At 59.0% G+C, this 19,369-nt stretch carries 14 protein-coding genes; 6 read left to right on the top strand and 8 right to left on the bottom strand.

Translation table 11 applies throughout. The annotated features are described in order from the left end of the window. Nucleotides 1-6 precede the first annotated feature (6 nt). From VGM18_01970 to VGM18_01960, 3 genes are read right to left on the bottom strand one after another with little or no spacing between them, the layout of a single operon-like run. The gene (locus VGM18_01970) at nucleotides 7-177 is read right to left on the bottom strand and encodes a hypothetical protein (protein ID HEY3971737.1); all 171 of its coding nucleotides are present in this window, start codon (nucleotides 175-177) and stop codon (nucleotides 7-9) included. A gap of 35 nt (nucleotides 178-212) precedes the next feature. Then, nucleotides 213-2,837, bottom strand: a complete 2,625-nt coding sequence (gene glnD, locus VGM18_01965; GenBank protein ID HEY3971736.1) for a [protein-PII] uridylyltransferase — start codon at nucleotides 2,835-2,837, stop codon at nucleotides 213-215. 33 nt (nucleotides 2,838-2,870) lie between these two features. Continuing rightward, nucleotides 2,871-3,209, bottom strand: a complete 339-nt coding sequence (locus VGM18_01960; GenBank protein HEY3971735.1) for a P-II family nitrogen regulator — start codon at nucleotides 3,207-3,209, stop codon at nucleotides 2,871-2,873. A gap of 422 nt (nucleotides 3,210-3,631) precedes the next feature. Between VGM18_01960 and VGM18_01955 the strand changes: the two genes are divergently transcribed. Beyond that, the gene (locus VGM18_01955; GenBank protein HEY3971734.1) at nucleotides 3,632-3,916 is read left to right on the top strand and encodes a hypothetical protein; all 285 of its coding nucleotides are present in this window, start codon (nucleotides 3,632-3,634) and stop codon (nucleotides 3,914-3,916) included. A gap of 33 nt (nucleotides 3,917-3,949) precedes the next feature. Here VGM18_01955 and VGM18_01950 read toward each other — a convergent pair whose 3' ends face one another. Next, entirely contained in the window at nucleotides 3,950-5,143 is a 1,194-nt protein-coding gene (locus VGM18_01950) for a c-type cytochrome (protein ID HEY3971733.1), read from the bottom strand. Nucleotides 5,144-5,186: 43 nt separating this feature from the next. Beyond that, entirely contained in the window at nucleotides 5,187-6,506 is a 1,320-nt protein-coding gene (locus VGM18_01945) for a thiol-disulfide isomerase (GenBank protein ID HEY3971732.1), read from the bottom strand. A 116-nt stretch (nucleotides 6,507-6,622) separates the two neighbouring features. Here VGM18_01945 and hemE point away from each other — a divergent pair, with 116 nt between their 5' ends. Next, nucleotides 6,623-7,714: a uroporphyrinogen decarboxylase gene (gene hemE, locus VGM18_01940; GenBank protein ID HEY3971731.1), complete on the top strand. Its 1,092-nt coding sequence runs from the start codon at nucleotides 6,623-6,625 to the stop codon at nucleotides 7,712-7,714. After that, complete coding sequence (hemG, locus tag VGM18_01935) at nucleotides 7,711-9,138, top strand: protoporphyrinogen oxidase (GenBank protein HEY3971730.1); 1,428 nt, start codon at nucleotides 7,711-7,713, stop codon at nucleotides 9,136-9,138. The genes hemE and hemG overlap by 4 nt, the downstream gene beginning before the upstream one ends. Here hemG and VGM18_01930 read toward each other — a convergent pair. From VGM18_01930 to VGM18_01920, 3 genes are all read right to left on the bottom strand, one after another. After that, complete coding sequence (locus tag VGM18_01930; protein HEY3971729.1) at nucleotides 9,122-10,693, bottom strand: radical SAM protein; 1,572 nt, start codon at nucleotides 10,691-10,693, stop codon at nucleotides 9,122-9,124. The genes hemG and VGM18_01930 overlap by 17 nt on opposite strands. Nucleotides 10,694-10,997: 304 nt before the next feature. Beyond that, nucleotides 10,998-12,932, bottom strand: coding sequence for a RecQ family ATP-dependent DNA helicase (locus VGM18_01925; protein HEY3971728.1), 1,935 nt, complete (start codon nucleotides 12,930-12,932; stop codon nucleotides 10,998-11,000). A 74-nt stretch (nucleotides 12,933-13,006) separates the two neighbouring features. Further along, entirely contained in the window at nucleotides 13,007-14,020 is a 1,014-nt protein-coding gene (locus tag VGM18_01920; protein HEY3971727.1) for a type II CAAX endopeptidase family protein, read from the bottom strand. 202 nt (nucleotides 14,021-14,222) lie between these two features. Between VGM18_01920 and VGM18_01915 the strand changes: the two genes are divergently transcribed. The 3 genes from VGM18_01915 to VGM18_01905 all read left to right on the top strand — a co-directional run bounded on the left by VGM18_01915 (nucleotide 14,223) and on the right by VGM18_01905 (nucleotide 19,309). Next, the gene (locus VGM18_01915; GenBank protein HEY3971726.1) at nucleotides 14,223-15,470 is read left to right on the top strand and encodes a hypothetical protein; all 1,248 of its coding nucleotides are present in this window, start codon (nucleotides 14,223-14,225) and stop codon (nucleotides 15,468-15,470) included. A 206-nt stretch (nucleotides 15,471-15,676) separates the two neighbouring features. Then, nucleotides 15,677-17,290 (top strand): AsmA-like C-terminal region-containing protein, encoded by a 1,614-nt coding sequence (locus tag VGM18_01910; protein ID HEY3971725.1) that lies wholly within the window; start codon nucleotides 15,677-15,679, stop codon nucleotides 17,288-17,290. A gap of 63 nt (nucleotides 17,291-17,353) precedes the next feature. After that, nucleotides 17,354-19,309, top strand: coding sequence for a hypothetical protein (locus VGM18_01905; GenBank protein HEY3971724.1), 1,956 nt, complete (start codon nucleotides 17,354-17,356; stop codon nucleotides 19,307-19,309). Nucleotides 19,310-19,369 lie beyond the last annotated feature (60 nt).

Raw genomic sequence — 19,369 nt, 5'->3', positions numbered from 1 at the left:
GAAGGGTTATTTCAGCTTCACGAAGAGCAGCACGAAAATCGCCCATATTCCGGCCGTCATGGGAAACTGCACCAGCGAAGCATCGCGCATCGCGCCGCCTCGTGGAAGCGCATACGTCGCCAGCATCATGGCTAGGGCGGTGAGCACTCCTAAAGCAAATCTACTTTTCCAGTTCATCGATTCCCTCATTTTCAAGCGTTAGGATCTTCATCCTATTCCCCGCGCAACTCCTCCACCAACGCCTTCTCCACCCGCCGGAAATGTTCCGGTTTGAGTTTCTTTCCACCCGACGTCAGATAAAACGTATCAATCGCCATCTGTCCCTCGGTATCGATCAATGCGATTTCAATGTTGCATTCCTGATGCGAAAGGCACGAAGCAATCCGATGCAGCAGCCGGGGACGATCCTGCGCGATGACTTGCACCAGCGTGCTCGTCGATGAACACGAGTCGTCGAACTCAATTTTCGTTTCAACTTTGACTTTCGCAATGGCGCCCTTCTCCGCCCGCTGCCGGTCACGCAGCATTTTGTCGAGATCGGCATGGCCCAGCAGCACATCCGCCACGCTGCGCTTGAAGCGCTCCCACTCGGAAAGATTCAGCTCGAGAGTGCGGAATCGATCGGTGAAGTAAAGTGTGTCGACGACCGTGCCGGCCTGGTTCGAAAACGCGTTCGCCTTCACAATATTCATCCCCCACGCCGCCAGCACGCCTGACAATCTTGCGAACAGAAATGGACGATCGCGCGTGACCAGCGCCAACTCGTACCAATGCCGCCCGCGCTTCAAGTCCACCTGTACCGGATTGTTGCCCAGTTCCTCCGCCATCGCCATGTGACGCATCACTTCCTCGGCGGAATGCACTAACAAATAGCGTTGCGGGAATCCTTCCAGAAAACCTTTGAACTTGCTGCGGGTTACCGGCGCCAAAGACCGCAGTCGGGCCAGCTTTTCATCATTCACGTCCGCATGCACGCTGGTATGCAGGCGGCGATCGGCGCTCCGATTCAGATAATTATCGGCTCCCATGTAGAGTTGCCAGACGTTCTCTGCCTTCCACGGTGTAAGCGCCTCAGGATTCACCGCCTTAATGTCGGCATAAGTCAGCAGCGCGAGCATCTTCAGCCGCTCCGGAGTTCCCATCTTTTCTGCAAACGCCGCGACCGTGTCCGGATTGAAAATGTCGCGCCGCAACGCCGCCGAAAGTTCCAGATGACTGCCGATCAAGAACAGCACCTCCGCTCTTTCCCTCGGGTCCACGTCCAGCCGATCCATGGCGCGGCCGGCAATCTCCAGGCTTGCGACCACATGATTGCCGCCGGGCACGCCTTTGCCCGTGTCGTGCAGCAGCAACGCCAGGTACAACAATTCCGGGTTTTCCAACTCGCCGAGCAACTCGGCATAGCGCTTGTCCCACTCCGACTGCGACTGCTTCAGCCGGTGCAGGCTCTCGATCGCCAGAAAAGAATGTTCGTCCACCGTGAAGCGGTGATAGAAATCCCGCACCACCAGCGAGTCGATGACTTTCAGCTCAGGCAACAGCAAAGTCAGCAAACGCAGTGAGTGCATGGCGCGCAGCGCGTCAGCGGCATGGGGTTGCAGCAGCGTCTCCTGCAAATAGAGCCAGAGTTCCGCGCCGCGGGGCGGCATCGACGCCAGTGCCGGAAGCGCCTGCTCAATGCGGTACTCCGTGGTGGCGCTCAACCTCAGTCCGTGGTGCGCCATGAAATGGAACAGGCGCAACAACACTTCCGGATCCTGCAAGGCCGAGGGCTGCTGCAAGAAAATAAGACCATCGACCACCGAAAAATCGGGTGTGGTCAGCCGCGAACGCCAGCTTTGCACCTGCCGGTACAGCGCGGACCATGCTTCCGGAATCTCCTCGAGCAATTGCGTCACGGTGCGCTGCACCGCGCGGGCGTGCCCAAAATAAATCCGCATCCAGTCGGCGGCTGAGATCTCGACTCGATCCTCCGCCGGCGATTCGCTCATCTGAGTTCCGACTTTGCGCGCCGCCGCTTCGTCTTGTGCCTCCCAGCTCAGCGTATTGTCGTCGCGCCCATGCCGAAAGTGAAGAAAGCAGCGCGCCGACATCAGAAACTCCAGCGCTGCGTCGAGCTGCCGGCGCACCGGAGCCCGCAACGAACTCGCATCGGGCCAGTCGTGCAGCTTGTCCATCGCTGAAATCAGCGCCAGCCACGACGCGACGTTGCAGTCCCGCAAGCCGCCCGGCGACTCTTTCAAATTGGGCTCGAGATGATACAGCGTCATCCCATACTTCGCGTGCCGTTCGCGCGTAACTTCCGCCAGGCCCTGAAGCAGGCCCTTCGACTCGCGCATCAGCAGCTTGGGGATCACCTTATCGTGCAGCCGCCGGAACAGATCGTGGTCGCCGGCAAGAAAGCGGCTGTCGAGAAGAGAAATCGTGAACTCGGTATTGTTCGGATCGTAGCGATCGCACTCGCCCAGTGTTCGCGACGCCGGACTGAGCTTCAGCCGCAGATCCCACAACTCCTGCGAAAAGCGGCGGACGGGTTCTTTGAACACCTGCTCCGCGTTGCGATCCCCAAAAAGAAATAACAGGTCGATATCGGAATAGGGGAACATCCATCCCCGCCCGAACCCACCGGTGGCGACCAGCGCGAAGTTGGCGGGCTTGGTTTGTTCCGAAGCAACAATGTCGCGCCACAGCCGGCCCAGAATTTCTTCTACCAGCCGCGTGCGTTGCGCCACGGCCGCGCGGCCGTTCCCGCTTGTCTCGAACTCTTGTTGAATGCGTGCCGATTCGTCGCTCAGAGAACTCCGCAGCTCACTGATCAATGAGGACGCTGCATTCATGAAAGTTCATTCACCAGCGGGAATCGTCCTGCTTTACAGCGCTCCCTCTCCGCGCTCGTCATTGCGAATGCGGATCGCCTCATCCACCCGGGAACGAAAGATTTTTCCGTCGCCGATTTTCCCAGTGCGTGCCGCGTTCAGAATCGCCTGCTCCGCTTTCTCGACCATATTGTCCGGCAGCACCATCTCGATCTTCGTCTTCGGAATAAGATCCACGCTATACTCGCGGCCGCGATAGACCTCGGTGTGCCCCTTCTGCCGGCCGTGGCCGCGTACCTCAAGCACCGTCATGCCTTCGACCCCGATTTCGTGCAGTGCAGTTTTCACCGCTTCCAGCTTGGAGTTTTGAATGACCGCCTCAATCTTCGTCATAATGTCGTCAAGTCCTGTTTTGCATTCTTCACACGATCGCCCGCCAGGAAGCTTCAGCGAATCCTGATCTGCCCCCTGCGCAAAGACCTCCTAAATAGTATCTCTGTTTCCACTTGAGAGTGATCCAGTCCTTGAACTTTGTCCTCGTCAAAACTGTTCGGTCTTTTCCCATCGGTTTTTCGCCGCGTCAGACCGGCCTCACTCTACCGTCCCCGGCAGCTTGGCGGAAATCGAAACTATTTATCGTCTCTATCAGGTTTTGTTATTGAAGTCGGTTCAGATCGTGAAGAGAAGCTGCGGCATCCCGCGGATCACCCCGGTGAAAGAAGTCAGGACAAGGCATACGGTGTTTCCCCGATGGCCGGTAGAGGGTTTTATGCAGATGATCTAACCTGTCGAGTTTCAGAAAGCGAGGGCTAGTCGTGTCGAACGAAAAAGCCAAAGCAACCACTACACTCCCAGGCAAGGTCGAAAAGATTATTAATTCCCATCCCGAATCGGGCGAACCTGAAAAGGCTCAGATCGCGGTAGACGGCGCCGACCATCTCTACCGCGAAATTCGCGTGCCCAACACTCTCACCGATGATCATGGCCGGAAAGTGAAGCTCAAAGAGGGCGCTGAGGTCGACGTTAAAATCGAAGCTGACGCGGTTGTAACGACGGGGGCTCACCATTCTGCCGGCATCAGTCGCCCGTCGACTCCCTGATTCGATCTCCGCCTCATTCTTTCGGTACAACTGTTACTTGCTGGGCGCTTTGGGCTGCTCCGCGGCAGGCTTGACGAATTTTGCGTCCTCCACGGGAACATTCTGCTTCACGTCGCTCACTTGGATCGTGAATCGTCCACTCGGCCGCGCCAGCGTCCAGCGATAGGGAATCTTCACGCCATTCGCGTCGCGGTAATCGGCGTAATCGATCTGCGTCGGTAGCCAGCCCAGCGCGGTGTCCGCGAACCGCACCAGCCGCACCAGCAATCCCGATTGTTCGTCGAAATACAACCGGATCGGAGTATTCCCGGTGCGCATGCCGACCACCACGTAGGCTTTGCGGTCGCCAACTTTCTCCGTCCCTTGCGCCTGCAATTCGCTGAACATCCCCTTCAGGTGCGTCGCCAACTGCACGTCGGCGTCCATCGACGCCGCGTCTAGTTCGCTTCCGTGCATTTCGCGGATCCCTGGACGCCCCGGCGACGCCAGCCATCCCTCGCGCCCGTTAAAGGCAGTGATACTGTCGCCTTCAGGCATGTGAGTGAACGATATCCGCTCGTCCGGATCCTTCCCATAAATATCTATGGGGAACGACTTTCCGCCAAAGTCGATCGTACCCTTCATGATGCGGCTGGTAACCTTGTCGATCGCCGCCGCTCCGCCCGCAGCCTGCACATATTTATCGAGCAGTTGGTCGGCTGACACAGCGGTATTTCCTTTCGCATCGGCGGGGGCTGACCCGCCGGGCCCGCCCATTGGGGGCGCATTCATCATGCCTCCGCCCGCCGATTCTTTCGGCTCCTCGCCCATCACTGCCGGAATCGACTGCGGTTTCGCATTACCGTTGTGACAGGAATTGCAAGTAACCATGCGATGCCCGTCGAAATTATCCGCATTGATGGCAATCATCATCTCCATCATTTTGCGCGCAATCTGCTTGGGCTTCTTGTCGTCCTTATCGAACGCGTCATGCTCGTGGCAATACTCGCAGCCGACGCCCAGTGACGCCCGGATGAACTCCATCGTAGGAATGAGTTGATCCGCAGGAATTCCCTTCAGCACCTGAATATTCTTGAACTGCTCCTCAGCCTTCTTCGGCGCCGCAGCTTGAGTGGGAGCCTGGCCCTGAGTGGCGTCGTGCGCCGATTGAGCCCGAGTCCCCAATGTTGCGAATCCAGTTGCCACAAGAAGCACACTACACGCCAGAACGATTTGTTTTGCGTTCATCAATTCCCCTCAATTGGAATTACAGCCCTAGAGTACCGCGATTCTATTGCGATTTCGCTTCCTGATGCCGCTCGAAGAATTTCCATTTATCCATCCCTGCCGGTATCGCCACGTCGAAAAATCCCACCATCATCTCATCGGAAGTCTGATCGCCCCACGTCACCGTTTTCTCCGGATCGGGATTGTGCGGATTATTTTTCGAATTGTCGTACCACGCAATCGCCCGCAGCTTCGTACCCGCTTTCAAAAACCGCGGCTCGGCCAGTTTGTAACTCAACTGCCAGTGAAAGTGATAATTCACTCGCAGCAAAACCTCCACGCTGCCGTCATCGTGCACAATATCGTATTCGAAGCGCTTCCCGCGCAGATGCATATGCGGAAACAGGCTTAGCAAAGTCGCATCGTTCGGCAGCGTGCCTTGCACGTCCACGCGAAAGTCGTCCGCTCCGGGCGGAATGATCAGCGCATGATTATTTAATTGCAGCGTGATTACCTTCTGCTTTGGGGGTACCTTCGCAAACACCAGCCCGATGCTGGTCTGGTCCTTATCTGCCGATCCATTGGTTGTGTAGTGCATCTGGAATACTAAGTCCGCTCCCGCAGGCACGAACTTCGCCATCCCGTCCGGCCACTCGTCTGGCGAACTTCCCGGCGCATATACCAGCAACAGGTCGCTGGTGGTCTCATGCGCCTCGCGCCGCTCCAGCGGATCGCCCAGCGTCGACGCCGTGAAAGGCTCGCCTATCGGCGCATGCCGCAACCATTCCGAGTTCGGCGGACGAATATAAACCACCGCGTGATGCACATGCGCCGGACTCCCCGGCCGGAATTCCGACATCTGCACCCAACGGTCCTGGGCAAAATGCGTCGGCACAATTTCGTACGTATATTCGATCTCACCGCGCGACGGAATTTCAACCGCCTTCGGCATCTTCACCACGACATCGGGCCGCGGGATATTCCATCCCTCAACCCAATTTCGCGCCCCAGGCGCATCGTGCGGATCGCCCGCCGGCGCTCCCGCCGCGGACCACGCGACCATCGTCGCAATCTGCCGTTCAGTCAACGATGCATCATTGGCAAAGTGCCCGTACCGCGGATCGGCAAACCAGGGCGGCATCATCTTCATCTCGACCGCATGCGCCATCGCCGCAGCCCACGGCCGCGTCTGCTCATAAGTCACCAGCGGCATGGGCGCGACTTCGCCCGGACGATGACAACTCTGGCAATGATTCTGCAAAATTGGCAACACGTCTTTATAAAATGTAGGCGGCGCAGATGTTCCCGGATTCTGAAATGCAGCCCCGAAAAGAATGATCGCCAGTCCCGCCTGACTAGCCAACACAAACGCTCTGTAGCCCATATCGAGATTTTACAAGCCCAGTTTTGCCTCTGTGTCCTCCCGTGTTCTCTGTGGTTAAGCCGTTGAAGTTCTCGATCACAGCGTTCCCGGCCAAAAGATGCTAAATTCAAACGTTCATGTCGGCTCCCAATTCCAATTTCGTGCGCGCCTGCAAGTCCCAACCTGTTGACCGCACACCGGTGTGGTTCATGCGCCAGGCGGGGCGCTACATGCCCGAGTATCGTGCGGTTCGCAAGCAACATTCGCTGCTCGAAATCTGCAAGAAGCCCGCGCTCGCCGCCGAAGTCACCATCGCCGCCGCGGAATTCCTCAGAGTCGACGCCGCCATTATTTTCGCCGACCTCCTGCTTCCCCTCGAAGTCATGGGCCTGCCTTTTCATTTTTCCGCCGGCGAGGGTCCGATCATCGAGAAGCCGGTTCGCACAATGGAACACATCGCGAATCTGCGCACCGATCGTGCTGCCGAGTTGGGTTATGTTTCCGAAGCTGTAGGCCTGGTCGCGAAACATTTCGGCGACCGCCTGCCCGTGATCGGATTCTGCGGCGCTCCCTTCACTCTCGCCAGCTACATGATCGAAGGCGGCAGCTCGCGCAACTATATTCACGCCAAGAAAATGATGTACAACTCCCCCGCCGACTGGGATGTCTTGATGGCAAAACTGGTCGCGGTGACGACAACTTACGCCTCCGAGCAAGTGCGTGCTGGCGCCGACGTCATCCAGATTTTCGATAGCTGGGTTGGATGCCTGAGCGTGGAAGACTATCGCCGCTACGTTCTTCCCCACGTCACCGGCATGGTGAAGCAGTTGCAGACAACCGGCGCGCCGATTATTTATTTCGGCACCGACAGCGCTACCCTGCTGCCAGCCATGAAAGAAACCGGAGCCGACGTCATCGGACTCGACTGGCGCATTCCGCTCGACGAAGGCTGGGCGCGCCTTGATCATCAATGCGCCGTGCAGGGCAACCTCGATCCCGTGCTGCTCTTCGCCGGCTGGAAGGAATTGAAATCGCGGGCGGAAAACATTCTCCGCCGCGCCGCCGGACGCCCTGGGCACATCTTCAACCTCGGCCACGGCATCCTGCCCGAAACGCCGGTAGAGAATGTGAGAAATCTCGCGCGCTTCGTGCAGGATTATGCGGCGTCCAGCCCCCACAATCCGATTTCCCGAAGCCGAGAGCCGAAAGCCGGAAGCCGGAAGCCGTGACCCGCATCGCCATCATCGGCGGAGGCATCTCCGGCCTCGCCGCCGCATACGCCCTTGAAGAGCGACGCCGCGCCGGTGCCGATGTCGAATACATTCTCTACGAATCTTCCCCGCGTCTCGGCGGCGTGCTGCGCAGCGACTACGTTGACAGATGCATCGTCGAGGCCGGTCCCGATTCCTTCCTCACCGAAAAGCCTTGGGCCAGCGATCTCTGCCGCGCGTTAGGCTTGGGCGAGCAACTCATCGCCTCCAACGATGCCGACCGTAAGACATACATTCTGACCAATGGTCGCCTCGTCGTAATGCCCGATGGGCTGATGTTTATGGTCCCCACGAAAATTCTGCCGACCGGTCTCTCTCCTCTTTTTTCGTGGAAGACCAAGCTGCGCATGGCGCAAGAGCTGTTCCACCCGCCGCGCGGCGGAATGCGCAAGGAAGATCATGATGAATCCGTCGCCGCCTTTGTCGAGCGCCACTATGGTTCTGAAATGATCGACCGCCTCGCCGACCCGCTGCTCTCCGGCATCTACGGCGGAGAAGCCGCCAACCTCAGCGTGCGCGCCGTTCTCCCGCGATTCGTTGAGATGGAGCGCACCCACGGAAGTCTCGGCCGCGCCATTCTCGCCGCACGAAAGAAAATGTCGAACCGACCGGGCAAGCCAACTCCGCCGCTCTTCACGTCACTCAAGAACGGCATGCAGCAACTGCCGGAGACGGTAGTGTCGCGCCTGACGCCGGACTCCCTATTCACCAGCGCTCCGGTAGAAACCATTCAACGCGAGGCCGACAGTTGGGTCGTTTCCGCGGGAATGAAATCAGACCAATTCGACGCCATCATCATCGCGCTTCCCGCGCCCGCAGCGGCCCAGGTGCTGCGCATTGCCAGTCCCGAGCTCTCCGCCGAACTCGACGCCATCCAATACACTTCATCGATCACGGTGGCCCTCGGCTACGATCACCAGGTCCGCCAGACGCTGCCGCCCGGCTTTGGATTCCTCGTGCCGCGCAGCGAAGGCAAACGCCTGCTGGCCGCAACTTTCGTCCACAAAAAATTTCCCCATCGCGCTCCCGACGACCGCGCTCTGCTGCGTTGTTTTTTCGCGGGGAAAAATGCCGAGAACGTTTGGGCGCTCCCCGACGATCGGATCGTCGGCATTGTTCGCAACGAACTGCAACAAATTCTCGGCCTGCGCGCCGAGCCGCTCTTCGCTCGCGTTTACAAATGGAAGTCCGCCATGGCGCAATACGGCGTAGGCCATCTCGATCGCCTCGACCGCATCGAAAACCTCCGCCAGCAGTTGCCCGGCATCGCGCTAGCGGGAAACGCGTTCCGCGGCATCGGCGTGCCAGATTGTATCCGCTCGGGCAGCGAAGCGGTCAAAAACCTGTTAGCGGAGACCATCAACCTCAATCACCAGCGCTGACCTGCGTCTCCGTAGCCGCCTCAACATACGCACCCTCAGGCCTCCGCGGCCGCGCCTTGCGCCCAAACACCGCTTCCTTCACCAGCTTGAAAATCGTGCGCCGATTCTCCGCCACAACTCTGACCCACGCAAACTTGCCCATCATGGGGAAATAAATCCCACGGAAGCAGAGCCGCGCAATCAAGATGTTGATGCGATATCCCAGCGGTTGATCGTCGAGCGAATCGACGGCATGAGCCACAGCTTCCGCGCTATAGGCGTGCGCCCATCCATATTTCACTTCGGCGTGGGCCTCGTCGATACTCATCTTCAGCGGCGTATGCGCCATAGCAAACGGGATAAACTCCTGCCAATGTTTCGCCCGCGTCAGCCGACCCGCCGTTTCGAGCCGTTTGTACAGCGGCGTCGCCGGCAACGGGGTCAGCAACCCGAAAATCGGCAACCCCGGCGGCCAAGTGCGCACTTGCGACAGCGTCCGCTCCCCCACGCCAACCGTGTCGTTATCCATGCCGAAAATAAACGACGTAATCGCATACACGTTACGCTTCGCCAGACGCTCCAGCACCTCGGCATACTCGCCGGGCTTGTTGAATCCCTTGTTCACGTCTTTCAGATTCGTCGGATCAATCGACTCCATGCCGATAAACACCCACTTCCCGCCGGAAGCCGCGATCAGGTCGACCAGTTCTTCATCGCGCAAAAGATTGGCGCTGATTTGCGCTACCCAATGCACCTGCGCCCCGGCCGCAATAATGTCCTTCAACAGCGACTTCGTCCGCTTCACATTGATGGCGAAATTATCGTCGATGAAAAATACCGCGATCTGCCCTTTTTCCTTCCGCGCGCGCGCCTTCAACAGCAGCAACTCATTGACCACGCTCTCATTAGTACGAAAGCGAATCGAGTCGCCGAAAAATCCCGTCACCGTGCAGAACTCGCAGCCATAGGGACACCCTCTTCCCGACTCGACCGGGATAATGCGAAACGTTCCCCAACCTTCTCCGACCTTTTGCAGAGTCGACGTGAATACGCTCGGCACCAGATTGAATTGAGCCAGGTCAATCGACTGCCACGGAATCACCGGATATTGCTTGAGCGAAGGCTTGCGCTCTTTGCCTGTCTCGTCGACCGGCGTATAGATTTCCTTGAGTTCGCCGCGCGCGGCGTCATTCACGATCTGCGGCCAGGTATCGTCGGCTTCGCCCAGAGCCACAGCATCGGCATGACGCGGACCGCCGTCACGTCCCAACGCTTCATCGGCCAACTCGGTAACATGCGGCCCGCCCATCACCACTTTCACTCCCGTAGCGCGAATCGCGTCGGCGATCCTGTAGGCCTTGGCGATCATGCGAGTCATCGCGCCAATGCCGACCAGATCGATTTTCTCGTCGCGGACATATTGCGCGATCTGAACTTCGTCCATCGGCTTGGCATTGCCGTCGATCAGCACCACCTCATGCCCAGGCGGAGTCAGCGACTGGAGTAGAAACATCCACAGGTGCGGCATGAAGTTGCGGGTGACACCATTGTCGGGGTTATACAAAAGAATTTTCATGACTGCTCCCTCCTCGGGGCGAACGTACCGGACCGTACAGTCCATGACCGTACGTACCAACGTGCTTCACCGCACGGAAGCGTCACGAGCGATGCCAAAAATGGCAACTTCTTACTGGAATTCTTACTTATATTTCGTGATGAAGATTGATGGGAATTTGAACCCAACAGATTGTACACCTGAAGCCCGGGTGCTAAGGCTTAAGAGTATCCTTTGGTGCATCGGAAGTTCATACCTCAAGCGCCATATTGGCACTCGCCTTAATCGACAGCGAAGGCACACCTGGCTCAATCGACGACCGCAGCTATGCTGAGATTTCGGTTTTATTTCGGCTCCCCTCGCGCCGAAGCCGCGCCACCACCAGCCTGATTTCATCGTACGTGACCTCGGGCGGCAGCGCTTCCTTCACCGGCTTGAGACGTTCCAGCTTCTCCAAATCCAGACCAGTCAATGCCGCCTCGATCACCGCCAGCTTATTTCGCTCGATCCATTCCGGACGAAATTCCACTTGCCCCAGTTCTACCAGCCCGGCCACCGCATTCACCACGGTTGAAATCTGTCGCCCGCGTATCTTCGCAATCTCCTCGAAACTCTTGCCCTCCGCCAGAAGCTGCAACGTCTCCAGCGCGGGAGAAGTCTTCATCTGCGCCGGCGCGGCCGCCCGCGCCCCGCCCCGGAAGCGGGCCAGCGCTTCCAATAATTTTTGCCCGAACATTTCCGCCTTGCGCTCGCCAATTCCCGTGATCTGCAACAGCTCGGCGAAGAACTTCGGCTTCCTCCGGCAAATCTCTTCCAGAGTTGTATCGTGCATCACCACGAACGCCGCCATTCCCCGCTCTTTCGCCTCCGTCCGCCGCCATTCCCGTAAGTACTCGCGTAACTCGGCGTCCTCGCCCGCCAGCGTAACCACCGGTTCGCTCCCGGAACCCTCTCTGCCGGAGGCCGGCGCTGCCAGCTGCCGGGCCACACTCTCGACTGACTTACGCCGCTTCCTTGGCTCCGGGAAGAACTCCTCGACCATCCACGCCGGAACCTGACTACAAACATCGCACGCCCCGCACGCCGTCCACTTCGGCGTTTCCCCGAAATGTGTACAAATCCTGCGATGCCGGCACGCCTTGGATTCCACGAAATCGCGAACGACGTGGTAGCGCTGCCACGCCCGCTCCCGTTCCGCCGCATCGAGGATATTGTTCGCGAAATATGCCAGCAACCCCGCATCTTTCTGCTGCCACAGCATCACGCAATCCGCGGGTTTTCCGTCGCGCCCCGCCCGTCCCGCCTCCTGGTAGTACTGCTCAATCGATTTCGGCAGCGCCATGTGAATCACCGCCCGCACATTCGCTTTATTGATCCCCAGCCCAAACGCAATCGTCCCCACCAGCACGCGAACTTCATCCGACATCCATCGTTCCTGATTGCGCCGCCGGTCGCCATTATCCATCTTGGCGTGATAACCCACCGCTGCGATGTCCTGGTTTTGCAGGGCATCCACCGTCCACTCCACTTCCTTGATGGTAGGCGAGTAGACGATCACATTCCCTTCGTTGTAATGCCGCAACGCGGCCACCAGCAATGCGATGTGCTCCATGCTGTCGCACTCGCGCACCAGGTATCGAAGATTGGGGCGATGGAAGCTGGCAATGTACTTGTCGGGATTGCGCAACTGCAACTGCGCCAGAATGTCGTGCCGCACGTGGCGCGTGGCGCTCGCCGTAAACGCCGCTATCGGACGATCGGGAAACTTCCCGCGCAGGCTGCTCAATTGCCGATACTCCGGACGGAATTCATGTCCCCACTCGGAAATGCAGTGGGCCTCGTCAATAGCAAAAAACGAAATCGGCGCCTGCTGCAGCCAGCCCAGCGTATCGCCGCGTTGCAGCCGCTCCGGCGAAAGATAGAGCAACCGGAACGCGCCTTGTTGCACTTGCCGAATAATCTGCCGCTGTTCTTCATTGCTGACTGAGCTATTCAGAACCGCCGCCGGAATCCCCATCTGCTTCAGTTGCGCCGCCTGATCCTGCATCAGCGCAATCAGCGGAGAAATCACCACCGTGGTTCGCTCCGAGATCACCGCGGGCAACTGGTAGCACAGGGACTTGCCCCCGCCGGTGGGCATGACGACGCACGTGTCATGTCCGACCAGCAAGCTGCGTACGATCCGCTCCTGCAAAGGCCGGAACGAGCTGTATCCCCAGTAGCGCCGCAACGGGGTCAGCAGGTCAGCTTCTGAGGACATAGCAGTCAGTATAGGACGTGCGGCGAGGAAGGCGAATGGTAGCGTGATGCTCACGCTACGCTCCACAGCTTTTGTCATTCCGAGGAGCGCCGCGACGAGGAACCTGCTGTCGCCGGCAGCGCCGATGTCGCATGGCCGCCGCGCACAACGGCCCGCGGATAGATCCGGTCGAATGCCACCCACACCACCGCAATCACCACCAGACACAGCACGCTGCCCTCCGGTCCCACCGATCCCCCACTGAGCCACTCCGATCCACGCAATGACGAACTCAGCAAATGTCCGGGAGCGAGCATGCCGCTGTCGGGCACGGAGTAGAAAAAAGTCTCGCCCCAATCCCATGCGGCATGAAAGCCCACGGCAAACCAAAGACTGCCGGTGCGGCGCAGCGTCAAACAGAAGAAAAAGCCGATAAACGCCGCGGCCAGCAGGCCTCTCCACTGCTCGCCGCCATTCCGAAGATGAATCAGGCCGAACACGCATGACAGCACCAAGGCCGCCGGCCAGAATCCAATGCCGCGCGATAAGGTGAACTGCGAGTAGCCGCGCAGCAGGAACTCCTCGAACAATCCGACCAAGACAAACATCGCCGCCCAGAACGCCGCGAACCTGGCCACCCGCGCTCCATGCAGAACAATATGACCCAGCGAAAACAGGTGAATGCCGTAGAGCGCGGCCATCAGCAGGCTGATCGCGGCGAATCCCCACAGCGCCCCCACCCAGAACAGCCGCCCGAAGGCTTGCCTTCCGGGCAATCCGTAGATACTCCAGAGCCGACGCTCGATTCGCATCAGCGCCACGGCGGGAATCGCCGCTGCCGCCAGGCTTCCTGCCTCTTGCAGCATCAGCGCCCATAACCCACTCCCCCCCCAATCGCGCGATCCCGCTAACTCCGCGGCCAGCCACTGTAACGGAAGAAACATCAGCACATAAAAAAGCAATCCCCACCCCGGACGCAGCCCGTCCACGGACATAAATAGCGTGTGGGCATACGATGGCTGGTTTGCGGCAGCAAACCCCGGCCCTGACGGCGTGGGCATGGGATTCACCGCCGGACTCGCTTCCGAGTTGGTATCGAGTTCACTCATTCCGTAACTTTCTCGCAGAAACGTCTCGGTTTTGGGCTATTAAATTAATTGCCAATGTCATCCTGAGCGTAGCCGTACTTCAGGCGGAGCGAAGGATCTCCCGCTCAACCGGCCCGGCGCGCCAGCGAAACCGCATCCGTGCCGTTTCCTGCAAATATCCCGCAAACCGTCTCCGACATGGTAAAACACTCGGCTCGACCTTATGGGGCCATATTTCACGCGCGAACGCTTCGGACGTCCGCAGTTTCTCGCCGGACTGCTGCTGCTCGCCTTTCTGACGCAGGCTCTATGGCTGGTTCATTCGGAACTGATGCACTCCGAATTACGCGGCACTCACGAGATCGGCGATGCTGAAGCGGCGCGAATCAGCGAAGGATGGAAACAATGGCATGGCCGAGGCGTTGCCGGAGCTCCCTTCCTCGACTCCCTTGTGCCTCCTCAAGAATTGTTCCGCGCCGACAACGGCGGTTTTGACGCCGAGCACTCGCCATTGCTTTCCATCGTATCGGCGGCTCCGCTGCTTGCCTGGCCGCGCGGCTTCGACGGCGGCTCAGTCGCCTATTGGGGCTGGCTTCCGCGAATCCCCTTCCTCGCTTGCGGTCTATTCCTGGGCGCATCGTTGTGGTACGTGGCCAGACGTCTTTGCGGCAACACCGGAGGATTCGTCGCGCTCACGTTCTACTGTTTCTCTCCCTCGCTCATCCAGGCCAGCGCCGTGTGGCATACCGAACCGGAGATTGTCGCGGTTTGGGGAGCCTTTGGCGCCATTTTCACTGCCATCGCCGTCGCCCACACGCTATACGCTCCGCGCGAAGTCATACTGTGGAACTGGCGGCGCATCGTACTGTTAGGCGTGTCGCTTGGCATAGCCGTGGGATCGCAGTTCTCTCTAATCGTGCTTCTTCCCATGGCTTTAGGATTTCTGTTGTACGTCGCTCCTGTGAGACGAGAGGCAGGGTTTGTCATCTGGATCGCAGCGTGCCTGGTAGGGTTTATTCTGCTCTTCGCGTTTTACTTCTTTCACGCCCAAGCCTTCGCGGAAAGCATGCGCCGCGCTATGTTCTGGGCAGCGACGTGGCGCGGATTCACCGTGCCCGGAGTCTACAAGCAAGTCGCGGTGAGGATCGGCCGCGCCTGTCCCGCGCTGGCGTTGGCGCTCCCGGTCGCCCTGGCAACTTATGCTGCCTGGCCGCGCACGCGTTACTTTGGCAATACGGCTCCTCTGCTGGTTTCGGTTGCGTTTCTCGTCTTGGGGATGGCGCATCCCCACGCCGCGGGCGAGGGCTTTCTGCTCGCCGCGGTCCCGTTTCTATTTATTTTCGTCTCGGGCGTGCTCGCGGACTTGCTGGAAACCGCTTATCGCCCGCTGGTAACGGCCTGCCTCGTCGGAATGATGGCAGCCTATGTGGTTTGGAGCCTCGTAAATCTGGCGCAAGTGCCCCAGGGGTAAACGGGTGCAGTCTCCCAGACAGAAACTGTCATGCTGAGCGCAGCCGTACTTCAGCCGGACCGAAGGATCTTCCGGCGACTGCGTAAGCCAAACTACACTTCTGAGGGAAAGCCCTGATTTTATTACTTGCCTTCGCGGCATAACAATATAGCGTGAGCGCCCCTATATCCCCTCCAGCTCCAGTCAACAACCATTCCGCTGGGGTCGTGCCCACGCGTCGTCGGCACCCGCACCGATGGCGCTGGATCGCCGGATTCTTCCTCGCACTTCTGATTGTGGCGGGCATCTCTATCCGTATCGTGATTGCGCGGGCGCAACCCATTCTGCGCGCCCGCGTGATCGAAACACTCGCGACACGTTTCAAGAGCCGGGTCGAACTCGCGGACCTTCACGTGTGGATCGCGAACGGAATACACGTGGACGGCAAAGGCCTGAAGATTTTCGGCGCCACCGATCCCAATCCGTGGCAAGCCGGAGTGCAGCCCTTACTGGAGATTGAAGAATTCCGCTTCCAAACCGCCGTCCGCAGCTTGTTTCGAGTTCCCATGCACGTCGACACTGTCTACGTGAGCGGCTTGACCATGAACATCCCGCCAAAAAACGATCGTCAGCAGATGAGCAACATGCGCCGGCGCGGCGGGAAAATAAGCATTGCCGTCGACCACTTCGTTTGCGCCAACGCAAAATTGATTATCAACACCACCAAGCCAGGCAAGCCGCCGCTCGAGTTCGACATTGGCAGTTTGAAAATGAAGGATATTGGTCCCGGCCAGCCACTGCGCTTTGAGGCAACGCTGACCAATCCCAAGCCGACCGGCAATATCCAATCTACGGGCGTGTTCGGACCGCTGCATGAAGAAAGCCCACGCGACACCGCCGTCGGGGGAAGCTATGACTTCACCCACGCTGACCTCGGGACGATCGCCGGGATCGGCGGCATTCTGACGTCCACGGGGAAATACTCTGGGACGCTGGGCCACATCGAAGTCCAGGGTCAGACGGACACACCGGACTTTCAGATTGCCGTCAGCGGTCACCGCGTCCCTCTCCACACCGATTTTCATGCGATCGTGGATGGCACCGACGGCGATACCTATCTTGACCCAGTCAATGCCAAAGTGCTGAACTCCACTTTTACGGCCCGGGGCAAGGTCGTGCGCATGAACAATCCGCAGGGTCACGATGTGGAACTCGACGTTAATCTGGGCCGCGCCCACATCGAAGACCTGCTGAAACTCGGCGTCAAGACCGACCCCCCGATCATGACCGGAACCGTCTCCATGAAGACCAAGCTGAGTATTCCCGCCGGAACAGCGGATGTTGCCAATCGACTCAAGCTCGCCGGCAACTTCCACATTCCTGAGGCTCACTTCACGAACGACAAAGTTCAGAACCGGATCGACTCGTTGAGCATGCGCAGTCTCGGGCAAGGCTCTGCGCCCAAAGGTCAAAGCGCGGCGCTGGTCACTTCCGATTTACAAGGCACCTTCAAGCTCGACCAGGGAGTGCTTTCTTTCTCGTTCCTGCATTTCCAGATTCCGGGAACCCATGCCGACGCAATCGGGCAGTACAGCCTGGACGGCAATACCTTCGATTTTCATGGAGTGCTCAGACTGACTGCCAGGCTCTCGCAGATGACGACCGGTTGGAAGTCCATTTTGCTGAAGCCCATCGATCCGTTCTTCGAAAAGCATGGGGCGGGAGCTGAAATTCCTTTCAAGATTAGTGGCACGCGCGACGAACCCCACTTCGGACTGGACTTCGACCACAAAAACAAGCCTCCCGCGAAAGCGCCGGGCGAACACCCAGCCCCGTTGTAAAAATAGAGCGAACCCTCCGCGGCGCTGCGATACAGTGATAGCCGATATTCCCGGGAGAGAGCCATGTTCGCGAGACTCGAAATCACGGTGTTCAGGTTCGCAATCTGTCTCATCGTCGGCGCCGGCATGAGCCTGGCCCAGACCAGCGCTCTCGGCATCTTCACGAATCAAAGCAGTGTGGGGCAGACGCCGGCCGGAAGCACCGCCCATTACGACGCCGCGACGGGCGAGTACCGGATTACCGGGGGCGGCGCCAACGTGTGGGGCACTGCCGATGCATTCTACTTTGTGTGGAAAAAGGCATCCGGAGATATGACACTCAGTGCCGACGTGCAATGGGTGGGCGCCAGCGACGCCGAGCATCGTAAGGCACTGCTGATGATCCGTCAGGGCCTCGACCCCGGATCGGCGTATGCCGACGCGGTATCGCATGGCAACGGACTAACCTCGTTGCAGTTTCGAGGGGCGGCGAATGAACAGACTTATCAACTCCCGACGCAGGTCGAGGGTACGGTGCGGCTGCGTCTCGAGAGAAAAGGCAGCCGGTTCACGATGTACGCCGGGAAACCCAGCGAGGAACTGAAGATCGTGGGTCCGGTGGAATATGTGGGATTGCAGGATCCCGTCTACGTGGGCCTGGGCGTCTGTTCGCATGTGGCTACCACTTTGGAGACGGCGATCTTTTCAAATGTCAAGATTGAAGAGATGCCCGCCGCCGCGACAGCCCCAGCTCCGGGGCCGCTGACTGCCGAGCAGGACCATCAGCGCATCATGGATCTGCTGCACATCACCGCCCTGCGACGCGGCGCCGACGGAGATCCGAAATCTCCGAACGCCGCCAATTACGATGAGTCCAAGGCCAATCCGTATCCCAAACTTCCCGATCCCCTGCTCACAAAAAGCGGGAACAAAGTTACGACGGCGAAAATGTGGTGGCATGATCGACGCCCCGAGATCGTAGAAGACTTCGACCGGGAAATCTACGGCCGCGTACCCCGAAAAACACCCAGCGTCCGTTGGGACGTCGTGAGCACGACCAAAGAGATGGTCGGAGACGTTCCCGTCATCACGAAGAAGTTAACCGGCCACGTCGACAACTCGGCCTGCCCGCAGGTGAAGGTCGACATCGATCTAACCCTGACCACGCCGGCGACCGCGCCCGGTCCGGTGCCGATGATGATGGAATTAGGGTTGAGCCCGGAAGTCCTGGCAATGTTGATCAAGCGTTATCCGGAGATGATGCGCCCGCCCGCCGGACCCACCTGGCGGCAGCAAGTGCTCGCGCAGGGTTGGGGCTATGCGATTTACATTCCCACAACCGTCCAGCCCGACAATGGCGAAGGACTGACGCAGGGCGTGATCGGCCTGGTGAATAAAGGCCAGCCGCGCCAACTCGACGACTGGGGCGCACTGCGAGCATGGGCCTGGGGCGCGAGCCGCGCCCTCGATTACTTTGAAACCGACCCGGCGGTGGACGCGAAGCGCGTCGGAATCGAAGGCCACTCTCGTTACGGGAAAGCGGCGCTGGTCGCAATGGCCAATGATGCGCGATTTGCTATTGCCTATATCAGTTCCTCCGGAGAAGCTGGAGCGAAGCTCTTCCGCCGCAACTTCGGCGAGCAGATCGGAAACATCGCAGGCACCGGCGAGTATCACTGGATGGCCGGCAACTTCCTAAAATATGCCGGGCCGCTGACGGAGAATGATTTACCCATCGACGCTCATGAGCTAATCGCACTATGCGCCCCGCGTCCGGTATTCATCGGCGCCGGAGCAATCGCTAAAGGCGACGGCTGGGTCGACGCCAAGGGCATGTTCCTCGCCGCAGTCGGCGCGGGCCCCGTGTACAACCTCTTAGGAAAGAAAGATCTCGGAACCACCGAATTTCCGCCGATCGAAACTGCGCTGATCGGCGGCGACATCGCCTTCCGCCAACACAGCGGCGGCCATACGCCCGCCCCGAACTGGCCCACGTTCCTCGAGTTCGCAAAGCGCTATTTTTCACCTCCGCCCACGTAGCGGCGGACGCATTCGTCCGCCAAGCAGTACCCGTACCAAGAACCTGAACGCATAGCCCCG

The organism is Candidatus Sulfotelmatobacter sp., assembly GCA_036500765.1.
Taxonomy (GTDB): Bacteria; Acidobacteriota; Terriglobia; order Terriglobales; family Acidobacteriaceae; genus Sulfotelmatobacter.
This window is presented reverse-complemented; position numbering and strand designations above follow the sequence as displayed.